General features: G+C 41.4%; 13 protein-coding genes. 5 read left to right on the plus strand and 8 right to left on the minus strand.

Annotated features, from left to right (window positions below; genetic code table 11):
- Positions 1–10: 10 nt before the first annotated feature.
- Positions 11–397 carry a DUF3119 family protein gene (locus VB654_RS06455; protein ID WP_323212780.1) on the minus strand — a complete coding sequence of 129 codons (387 nt, stop codon included), beginning with the start codon at positions 395–397 and terminating at the stop codon, positions 11–13.
- 76 nt (positions 398–473) lie between these two features.
- Positions 474–1,271, minus strand: coding sequence for an MlaE family lipid ABC transporter permease subunit (locus VB654_RS06460; protein ID WP_323212782.1), 798 nt, complete (start codon positions 1,269–1,271; stop codon positions 474–476).
- A 412-nt stretch (positions 1,272–1,683) separates the two neighbouring features.
- On the opposite strand from VB654_RS06460, the gene VB654_RS06465 reads away from it, so the two are divergent.
- The 4 genes from VB654_RS06465 (at position 1,684) to VB654_RS06480 (ending at position 3,966) form a co-directional block, all read left to right on the plus strand.
- Positions 1,684–1,980 (plus strand): hypothetical protein, encoded by a 297-nt coding sequence (locus VB654_RS06465; RefSeq protein WP_323212783.1) that lies wholly within the window; start codon positions 1,684–1,686, stop codon positions 1,978–1,980.
- A gap of 348 nt (positions 1,981–2,328) precedes the next feature.
- Positions 2,329–3,150, plus strand: coding sequence for a signal peptide peptidase SppA (sppA, locus tag VB654_RS06470; protein ID WP_323212785.1), 822 nt, complete (start codon positions 2,329–2,331; stop codon positions 3,148–3,150).
- A gap of 80 nt (positions 3,151–3,230) precedes the next feature.
- Positions 3,231–3,644 (plus strand): chorismate mutase, encoded by a 414-nt coding sequence (gene aroH, locus VB654_RS06475; RefSeq protein WP_323212787.1) that lies wholly within the window; start codon positions 3,231–3,233, stop codon positions 3,642–3,644.
- A gap of 37 nt (positions 3,645–3,681) precedes the next feature.
- Positions 3,682–3,966 carry a hypothetical protein gene (locus tag VB654_RS06480; RefSeq protein WP_323212788.1) on the plus strand — a complete coding sequence of 95 codons (285 nt, stop codon included), beginning with the start codon at positions 3,682–3,684 and terminating at the stop codon, positions 3,964–3,966.
- 104 nt (positions 3,967–4,070) lie between these two features.
- Here the strand turns inward: VB654_RS06480 and VB654_RS06485 are convergent, their stop codons facing one another.
- From VB654_RS06485 to crtR, 3 genes are read right to left on the minus strand one after another with little or no spacing between them, the layout of a single operon-like run.
- Complete coding sequence (locus VB654_RS06485) at positions 4,071–4,436, minus strand: hypothetical protein (RefSeq protein ID WP_323212789.1); 366 nt, start codon at positions 4,434–4,436, stop codon at positions 4,071–4,073.
- 13 nt (positions 4,437–4,449) lie between these two features.
- Positions 4,450–4,848 carry a papain fold toxin domain-containing protein gene (locus tag VB654_RS06490; RefSeq protein WP_323212790.1) on the minus strand — a complete coding sequence of 133 codons (399 nt, stop codon included), beginning with the start codon at positions 4,846–4,848 and terminating at the stop codon, positions 4,450–4,452.
- A gap of 50 nt (positions 4,849–4,898) precedes the next feature.
- Complete coding sequence (crtR, locus tag VB654_RS06495) at positions 4,899–5,789, minus strand: beta-carotene hydroxylase (protein WP_323212792.1); 891 nt, start codon at positions 5,787–5,789, stop codon at positions 4,899–4,901.
- A 431-nt stretch (positions 5,790–6,220) separates the two neighbouring features.
- Between crtR and pyk the strand changes: the two genes are divergently transcribed.
- Positions 6,221–7,990 (plus strand): pyruvate kinase, encoded by a 1,770-nt coding sequence (gene pyk / locus VB654_RS06500; RefSeq protein ID WP_323212794.1) that lies wholly within the window; start codon positions 6,221–6,223, stop codon positions 7,988–7,990.
- A 55-nt stretch (positions 7,991–8,045) separates the two neighbouring features.
- On the opposite strand, the gene VB654_RS06505 is transcribed toward pyk, so the two are convergent.
- From VB654_RS06505 to VB654_RS06515, 3 genes are all read right to left on the minus strand, one after another.
- Positions 8,046–8,627, minus strand: a complete 582-nt coding sequence (locus VB654_RS06505) for a Uma2 family endonuclease (protein WP_323212796.1) — start codon at positions 8,625–8,627, stop codon at positions 8,046–8,048.
- Positions 8,628–8,673: 46 nt separating this feature from the next.
- Entirely contained in the window at positions 8,674–9,744 is a 1,071-nt protein-coding gene (locus VB654_RS06510) for a glycosyltransferase family 1 protein (RefSeq protein ID WP_323212797.1), read from the minus strand.
- Between the two features lie 31 nt (positions 9,745–9,775).
- On the minus strand, positions 9,776–10,043 hold a 268-nt coding region (locus VB654_RS06515), incomplete at its 5' end, for a glycosyltransferase (protein WP_323212798.1).

Below are 10,043 nucleotides of genomic sequence, written 5' to 3' on the forward strand. Positions count from 1 at the left end.
AGAAAGCTACTTAGATACGTGGACAACGTTCTTCTAAGCAAATTTTCAGGGTTTTGGGGTCAAACAAAATTGGTAAAAAGTGAATGCTATTGACTTCCTTAAAATAGAATAGGATGGGAATTCCATTCCAGAATATCCGCCAGTTTTGCCATTCCTGGTAAGGAAAGCGCCGCAGTAATTTTTCACCTCTGTAAATATCTAAATCTGTAGCGGTAAAGTGTAACCGTATTGTCCGAGTTTGAATTAAAAGAAATAAACCCAACAATCCAATGACTACTCCTACCCAAAGCTGCACTATCAGTAATGGAATAGCCGCAACTAGCAACACGATAGGGATATTGTAGCTAGGCTTGAGTTCCACAGTTGATGTGGAATTAGGCGCAAATGAACTTGTCACAGTTTCCCTTCCTGTTTTTTACTAGACATCTATCCTATTTTAAGAGTTACGGGTTATAAGTTTTCACTCAGCACTCCTAAAACCCTTGCAGCAATGCACTACCTGTACCCTGAAACATTATCCATGAAAGAAAGAAGTTGCTGGTAAATATAATCAGCAAAGAAGTAACAACAGCAGTTGTAGTTGATTGTCCCACGCCTTTAGCTCCTCCCTTCGTAGTCAAACCCCAACTGCAACCAATAACGGCAATTAACAACCCAAAGCAGCACGCCTTAATTAAAGCGCTCAGAATATCCCAAATGCCTACAAGGTTACGAGCTGAATCTAAAAATACAGTATCGGCAATACCATATATATTCGTCGCAATCAATAATCCTCCTAGAATCCCAGTTATCAAAGACAGAAGGGTTAAAATCGGCAGCATTAAGCAGCAAGCAAGCAGGCGAGGGATAACGAGGTAGTCAATGGGATCTGTTTTTAAGATAAATAAAGCATCAATTTGTTCGGTTACTCGCATCGTACCTATTTCGGCGGCAAAGGCAGAACCAACTCTTCCGGCCAAGACCACTGCGGTTAGCACGGGTGATAGTTCTCGTGTCAATGCTACCGCCAACACTCCGCCAACAAGATTACCAGCGCCAAAGTTAATAAACTCCCGCGCGACCTGAATTGTAAATACTGCACCCACAAACACAGCCGTTAATAGGGCAATAAATAGGGAATCTGGGCCAACAGCTGCCATTTGTTCTACAGTGTTGCGCCAATTAATTTTTCCTCTTAACAGGTGAACTATTACTTGTCCACCCAGGAAAATCGCCGCCAGCAGTCGCTGACTCCATGCTCCTAAACTGGATTTGGATTTAGTCTCACTCAATGTTTTGTAGCTAACACAGTAACTGCATTAAGAATAGCGGATGTCGGTTGCTTTTGGTCAGTGGTTATTGGTTATTGGTTATTGGGAAGTTACTGTCTTCTACTCCCTGCCTCTTCTGCCTGGTGAAACATTAACTTAATTTAAAGTGCATCTCAGAAAGTAAAGTTGCTGAAATCTTGGTTTTATCCCATTATTACGAAATGTTATCGAGCCAAAGCTTTGTTTTATATGGGTTTTAGATAATTTTAGTCTGTTTGATGCTCAAATTATCTGATTAAACAGAGTGCTATTTCTTTTAATGAAAACTTAAGATTTTTGACATATGGCCTGATGAGGAGCGATCGCCCGTATTCTGGAAGATGACATCTCAGTTTTCGGCGACTATTCACTTTATCAACGGAGCTTGCTGTAAATGTCTGTTTTTACCAACTTCCTTCGATCTCTACTGCTAACTATATTTTTTAGCTTTATTGCTCCCATGTCTTTAATCGGTGGGGTGTTATTCTTTCTGCCCCTCATCGGTCACTTTCCGGCTTTACAAGGTGCTGCTGAGACTAGCGCGACTGGGATTCTGCATTTTCTCTCGATCTTTGGTAGCGGTCATCCTCTTCATGGACTTGTAATTATTAGTTTGACTTGTAGTTTCGTCGGCGCTTTATTTGATACTTATGCTTATTACCGTTATCAAATTTTACGTATCGACTCTTAGTTGATCAGAACCCCTGTTTGGGTGTTCACTGACAAATCAAGACAATGCCATCTGTTACCTAGATACACAAGACTATTTTTAAGTTTATATCACTAAGCTTTTTTAATAAATATTAATTAAATAATCAATAGTTACTAAAATAGTCATAAATTATGATATTTGAATTTTTTGTTATACTACTGAATCAGTTTATCCCGATATTTCCATAAATATACGTAGGAAATCTAAAAACTTAATTAAGATTTTAGAGTGCATGATGACGGTTGATTGTTTTGCACAAAGCAAAGTAGGTCGTTTAAGTGGTGGGCAATTTATATTGAGTGTATTACAGAGGTTTTTTAACTGCTCATGGTCTGGCCTTTCAAGTCAAAATTTCGTAAACAAATTGCCCGGATTGAAATTACTGGGGCGATTGGTGGTTCTACTCGCAAGCGCGTCTTAGAAGCCTTAAAAACAGTAGAAGAGAAAAAGTTTCCGGCTTTACTCTTACGCATCGATAGTCCCGGAGGTACAGTTGGAGATTCACAAGAAATCTACAGCGCTCTGAAAAGGTTACGCAAGAAAATCAAAATTGTCGCCAGTTTTGGTAATATTTCGGCTTCTGGTGGTGTCTACATTGGTATGGGAGCCGAACATATTATGGCTAACCCTGGTACAATCACCGGGAGTATTGGCGTAATTCTGCGAGGGAATAACTTAGAACGCTTGTTGGAAAAAGTTGGTGTTTCCTTCAAAGTCATCAAGTCTGGCCCTTACAAAGATATTTTGGCATTTGATCGTCAACTGACTTTACCAGAAGAAAGTATCCTACAAGAGTTGATTGATGTCAGTTATCAGCAGTTTGTGTACACAATTGCTGAAGCGCGTTCTTTGGAAGTAGAAACTGTTAAGACTTTCGCTGATGGGCGCATTTTTACTGGAGAACAAGCTTTAGAATTAGGCGTTGTAGACCGTCTAGGAACCGAAGAAGATGCACGTTGTTGGACAGCTGAAATGCTGGGTCTTGATCCGGATAAAGCACCCTGCTATACCCTAGAAGAACGAAAACCTTTATTGAGTCGCGTTCTACCCGGAAGCCGTCTGGTTTCGTCAGGGCTGGGAGCGGGAATTGATTGGTTGGAGTTTGAAATGTCTACCAGTGGTCTACCACTGTGGTTATATCGACCATAAAAAATTAACAGTCATTGGTCATTAATACAAGACTATTGACCAATGACTCATGACTCATGACTAATTAAGGAGGATTTGGCGTGGAGTGGCAAATGCGGGCGATTCGCGGAGCAACAACCGTTTCCGAAAACACCATTGAAGCGATTGGAGAAGCGGTAACGGAACTCATAGATGAATTAGAACAACGGAATCAACTCCAGCCAGAGGAGATGATTAGTGTAACTTTTTCGGTGACAAAGGATTTGGATGCAATTTTTCCGGCAGCGATCGCGCGATCGCGTTCTGGTTGGGATAATGTAGCTATGTTAGATGTACAGCAAATGCACGTCGAAGGTAGCTTACAGCGTTGTATTCGGTTTCTTATTCACGCTTACCTCCCAGCCTCTACATCCATTCATCATATTTATTTACGCCAAGCTGCTAAATTACGTCCAGATTGGAGTTTATCCCAGGCGTTACAACCATCACAGCACGTAGTTAAGTCAAAAGTTTAAAATACGGCTGTAAATTATATGTAAAAATTAGTACAAAATGAGCTATTACAGTGGTGATGCTGCTCAACATACTGCCATTGGTGGGAGAATGTTTACTGAGAGGGGAACCGGTGTTTGTGTGAAGTTAGAGGATTTTTTGAGCATTCTCTCCAAAATGGAGCAGCCACTAGTAATTATCACGAGTGAAGGGTATTTCACCAAAATCTATAAGTATGTCACAGCATACAAAGGTTTTGTGTTTTTTGCCGAGTCTTTAGACAAATTAGATTTTGGTAGCAATATTGAGGTGATTTACGCTCAAAATCTCTGCACCGATATTTGAATTAGACCAGAGTGCGTCAATCTCAAGTCTATTTGGCTGTGATCAAGTACGAAATACCAGCTATACAACAGTCAGGTAACATTATCTGGCTGTCGCTATCTTTTTCACTCTTGAGTCCCTGAAGCTACTTTCAGGTTATGCGTTTGATTCGATTTAAGTTCATCGATATTTTCTGTCTGGATAAATTCGTCAAACAGGTTAAAAAACGTCTGTAAAGCAGTTTGTTGATCCTGTGAGCAAGATAAAATAATTTGATCCCAGGTTTGATTGGAAGTCCGATTAACTTTCTGCTGAATCCAGGATTGAAACTGGGAAAAATGCTTTTCTTGTGAGGTTTGCGGGGTTCCCATCTGGCGACGAGCAAAGCAATAACCAGCTAAAAAAGTGCGGAGGTTCGAGATGGAAGGTTCTCCCAAATACATGGCAGGACGTTTCCGAATATTGCTGATTAGTTCATACAAATCAAACATTTTTCTCTCCTGCTTAAAATTCAGTTTCGGTGATTTGGAAATTTCCGCCTAAATCTTGGACGGGGCAGTAAAGGTTATTTATCCAGTCTACTCTGGAAATTCCTTCGGGGTGGATGTTGTCAAAGATGAGTTCCTGTCCATCAATTTCTACAGCGATCGCTTCATGTCTTCCGTTGATAGAAATGTTTTCTTGGAGGCGTTCATGATAAATGTTACAGAAGGGATCTTCTGTAGTCCCTGTAGATAGGCTAATCTGTTTACCGGAAACTTTTTGATCTATGAGGAATTGCCGCAGGGCGATGGCACAGGAAACACATTCAAAAATTTGAAATTTTTCCGCGATCGCACTCAGTTGAATGTGAACCTTCCCATTGGTTATTTTTTTGTTAGGTAGCTTTCTTGTTTCTGCCATTAGTAGGCGATACGATACACAGAATCAGCTACGCTAACGCCACTCTGTAACTATTCGTGATGACGATTAAATCTGATTCCTACAAAGATGTCATACACAAATTCAAAAAAGTCTTTTTTCTGCAATAACCCCGATGTCTGAGGGCTACCTTTTTCATCCAATAACGGCTTCATGGCGTAATAAGCAGGTTGGTAGTTATACCAGGGAATTGAAGGCCATAAATGATGGATGAGGTGGTAATTTTGACCCAAAATGAGGATATTTAGCAGTTTACCAGGATACACACGGGCATTTTTCCAGCGATCGCGTTCTACAAACGGACGATGTGGTAAATAATCAAAAAATAATCCTAATGCTATCCCCACCAAAAACGCCGGGATAAACCAAAAATTGAGAATATAGCCTAAAAAGTGATATTGAATCGAAATATAAAAAATTGTCACAACAATTAAGCGGCTGACAAACCATTCTAATAGTTCATACTTCCGCCACAGTCGCCTTTGAAAGAAAAACACCTCATGGTACAAAAAACGCACCGCAATCAACCATAACGGTCCCCCTGTAGAGACATAATGATCTGGGTCGTTTTTGGGGTCATTCACATGGGCATGATGCTGTAAATGCACCCGTGTAAATACTGGAAAAGCAAAAGCTAATATCAAAGCGCTACCATGCCCTAACATGGCATTAATCACGCGGTTGCGATGGGCTGACTGGTGACAAGCATCGTGAATCACAGTGCCAGCACAATGTAAAGCAATGGTGTTAATAGTAAAACACAACCAGTCTGGCCATTGCCATAGCCAGTAACCGAAGTTAGATAACACCAACATTGTGACTGTGGATAGAAACAGCAACAGTGTAGGATTAAAATCACCAGGAGGCGCTAAAAATTCCTTGGGCGGTATTTTCAGTGACTTCTGTGCCTCCAATGTGAGCATTCTTAACTCCTTCCTTGATCAAACATTACAAATATACGATAAAAATGAGCCGAACATAAACTTTTGTAAGCTTTTGTTTAGCAATATTTAACTTTATCTTTGCTGAAGAGGAGATGAATAGCGCTATGATTCCAGACGAGAGATAAGTTTTTGCTGATCAGTAGGATGTGCTAGGCAAAAACCCAAGAGTTGATCAAAAAATCTCTCTGATGCAGGATGTAACCAAGTTTGGTGTACGATATCTACTCTATCTCACAACTCTTGGGAAATGTTAAGCAGGGGAAAATAAATAATTGCTGCTCAAAGTGACTCTCACCCCCCCATTCATCCTCTGCCTCTGTTGGTTATGGATATAGCAGTGACTGAAAACGAAACGCCCCTTAACTTACTATGAATCTCTAGATAGAGATAGCCCCCTAGAATCAGCCCCTATGCAATTAAGAGACTCTCTACGCCGGACAAAAATTGTTGCTACAATTGGGCCTGCCACCAGCAGCCCTGAAATGCTGAAGGCGATTATTGAAGCGGGTGCAACGACACTGCGGCTCAACTTCTCCCACGGTACTCATGCCGACCATCAGCGTAGTATTCGCTTAATTCGGCAAACAGCCTTTGAATTAAATCAGCCAGTAGCAATTCTCCAAGACTTGCAAGGGCCAAAAATTCGCTTAGGTAAGTTTGAAAATGGGTCGATAATTTTAGCAAAAGGCGATCGCTTCACCTTGACAAATCGCCCAGTTATCGGTTCCCAAGAAATTAGTTGTGTTACCTACGACTATTTGGCAGAAGAAGTACCTGTAGGTGCGAAAATCCTCCTTGATGATGGACGAGTAGAAATGCTCGTAGAAGATATTAACCGTGACAAAGGCGATTTACATTGTCGTGTCACAGTGCCTGGTAAGTTGTCTAACAACAAAGGTGTCAACTTTCCCGGTGTTTACCTGTCCATCAAGGCCATGACCGACAAAGACCGTGAGGATCTCATATTTGGTCTAGATCAAGGTGTAGACTGGGTAGCACTTTCCTTTGTCCGCAACCCCCAGGACATGATCGAAATTAAAGAGCTAATTTCTAGCACCGGCAAGCAAGTACCAGTAATTGCCAAAATTGAAAAACATGAAGCTATTGAACAAATGGAAGAAGTTCTAGCTTTATGTGATGGCGTGATGGTTGCTAGAGGTGACTTAGGTGTAGAACTCCCGGCTGAAGATGTCCCTGTACTGCAAAAGCGGCTCATTGCTGCCGCCAATCGTTTAGGGATTCCCATCATCACCGCTACCCAAATGTTAGACAGCATGGTAAGCAACCCCCGTCCCACTCGTGCGGAAGTGTCAGACGTAGCTAATGCCATTTTAGATGGGACAGATGCCGTGATGCTATCTAATGAAACTGCTGTGGGTGACTTTCCTGTGGAAGCAGTAGCAACAATGGCACGAATTGCCGAACGTATGGAGCAGGAAGAGGTACTGCATCCAGTAGTCCGCCCCAAGCGTGATAATCGGCGTTCTATTCCTAATGCCATTAGTCAAGCCGTGGGACAAATTGCTGAACAGTTAGGAGCTGCGGCAATTATGACCCTGACGCAAACAGGAGCTACAGCCCGTAATGTCTCCAAATTTCGTCCCCATACGCCTATTTTGGCTGTGACACCCCATGTAAATGTAGCACGACAGTTACAAATGGTTTGGGGCGTTAAACCCTTATTAGTACTGGGGCTACCGTCCACAGGGCAGACATTTCAAGCAGCTATCAATGTGGCGCAAGAGCATAAGTATCTGTCTGAAGGTGATTTGGTGGTCATGACTGCTGGTACACTCCAAGGTGTTTCAGGATCAACGGATTTGGTAAAGGTGGAAGTTGTTACAGCTGTTCTAGGACAGGGTATTGGTTTGGGACAAGGTTCTGTCAGTGGTCGTGCTAGAGTGGCTCACACTGGTATGGACGTGAGTAATTTTAATCCTGGAGATATTTTGGTTGCACCCTGCACCGATGCCGATTTTGTCGAGGCAATTCGGAAATCTGCCGGGATTATTACTGAAGATGATAGTCTCACAAGTCACGCCGCAGTCATTGCTTTACGTTTGGGTGTACCTGTGATTGTGGGTGTGAAGACAGCAACAAAAGTAATTCATGATGGAGCAATTGTGACTTTGGATTTGCAACGGGGTTTGGTCTACTCTGGGGCTGTGGGAACTCCGTAATTCGTAATTCGTAGTTCGTAATTCGTAATTCGTAATTAAGAATTGCTGGAAACATCTACTCTGATTCAAATTGCACTCTCTCGTAAATCTGGCGATGGGGAATTTGGCAATTTGCGGAAGCTAAGGTTAAAACTCCGTCTTTATTGTCAGATTCTCTTAATAGCCAGTTACTTTCTGGTGTTTTACTAAACTGCTCAATGTGAATTTGATATTGGTCAATTAATATATATTCTTGGAGTTCCGGGATGGAACGATAATAAGTAAATTTATCGCCTCTATCTCTACTACTAGTAGATTTAGAAAGTACCTCAAAAATGATGCTAGGATTTAGCACTGTGTCAGTGCGTCCTTCTTGGAATATAGCTTCATCTTTGATAATCAAAATATCAGGATATGTGTATTCTCGGTAATTAGGAATCCATAAACGCAAGTCACTCAGGAATACTTCATAAGGTTGTTCTTGCAAGCTTAATTCTAAAAGTCTGCTCAGGTTGCGGATAATTCGGTTATGATTAATCGAGCCTCCAGGCATTGGTAAAATTTCCCCATTACGGTATTCGCTACGGTACTCAGCAGTTTCTTCATGTGCTAGGTATTCTTCTACAGAATATTGCCGGGGGGGAGTTTGTACAACCATAGGATTTATTGGTAAGGTTTTGAGCCAGATTACTTTAGCCTAGCATTCATAAATAGCGTGATAAAACTTCGGCGGTAGCCAGTCCGGTTTTTTCCCAACTGAATTGATTAGCTCTTTTTATACCTTGAGTGGAGAGGTGCGATCGCACTTCCCTATCCTCAGCTATAATCCGCATGGCCTCTGTAATTTCTGCTGTGTTATGAGGATTGATTAAAATCGCTGCTTCCCCTGCTACTTCTGGCAGTGAAGAAAGGTTAGAGGTAATTACCGGAGTTCCACAAGCCATAGCTTCCAGAATCGGCAAACCAAAGCCTTCCCACAGACTCGCAAAAACTAGAGCGATCGCACTATTAATAATCTTTGGTAATTCGTTATAAGATACATAGTTGAGAAACTTTACTTGTTCAGTGATTCCCAATTCAGCAACCTGCGTTTGTAAAGCTGGAGTATAACGCGAATCAATCGGGCCTGCTAACCATAATTCATACTCACCCCTATTTCGTAGCGTCGCAAAAGCAGCTATCAGGCGATGTAAATTCTTATAAGGATCATGTCTGCCAATATAAAGGAAATAACGCCGATTTCCTCCCAATTTTTCTTTAAAGGGTCGAAAATGTTGGCGATTATAAGCCAAAGGAATGGGCGTAATTTTGCTGGCGGAAATTTGGTAAAAGTCCATCATATCCTGCGCTGTAGCGTGGGAATTACAGATTATATGCTGCGCTTGTTTGAGGACTTGAGGTATGTAGTAACGATGGTAAGGTGTTAACGGCGAAAACCGTTTGGGAAAGCGCAACGGTATTAAGTCATGAGACATCACTACAAAACGACAGTTGCTGTAAAGTGGTGCTTCTGCTAAGGGGGAAAATAACAGCCGAGATTTTAGGTTTTTATAGATTTGTGGTAGTTGCAACTGTGTCCACAATAAGCGGCGCAAATGCCCCTTTATACCTTGGTCTGGTGTTAAATTATATGGAATTGGGTAACATTCATAATTCGGAATATTCTCCGCAGTGAGTAATGTTAGTTGGGGAAATTTTAGATTCGGGAGAAGATTTAACGCGTAAGTCGATATCCCCGTAGGTTTTGTGGAAATAAAAGATAGATTGACTAACAATTTTCTAGTTTTTTATAGTAAGCTAATTAATTTAATTACACAAATGATCAAGAAACTCTTCAGCAGATTCTCGCCATAAAAATGGTTTATACTCATTTGTGATCCGATCTACTAAATGATTGTAGTAAGTGTCTGAATCAAGTAGCCTTTGTAAAGCTTGGTATAGTTCTGTTGGTTGATTAGGATCGAAATATATACAAAAATCACCGCCAACTTCAGGTAAAGAACCGCCATTACTAGCAACCACAGGTTTACAATTTTGCAATGCTTCTACAACTGGTAATCCAAATCCTTCATAG

The sequence above is a fragment of the Nodularia sp. UHCC 0506 genome (genome assembly GCF_034931045.1).
In the GTDB taxonomy this organism is placed as follows: Bacteria; Cyanobacteriota; Cyanobacteriia; order Cyanobacteriales; family Nostocaceae; genus Nodularia.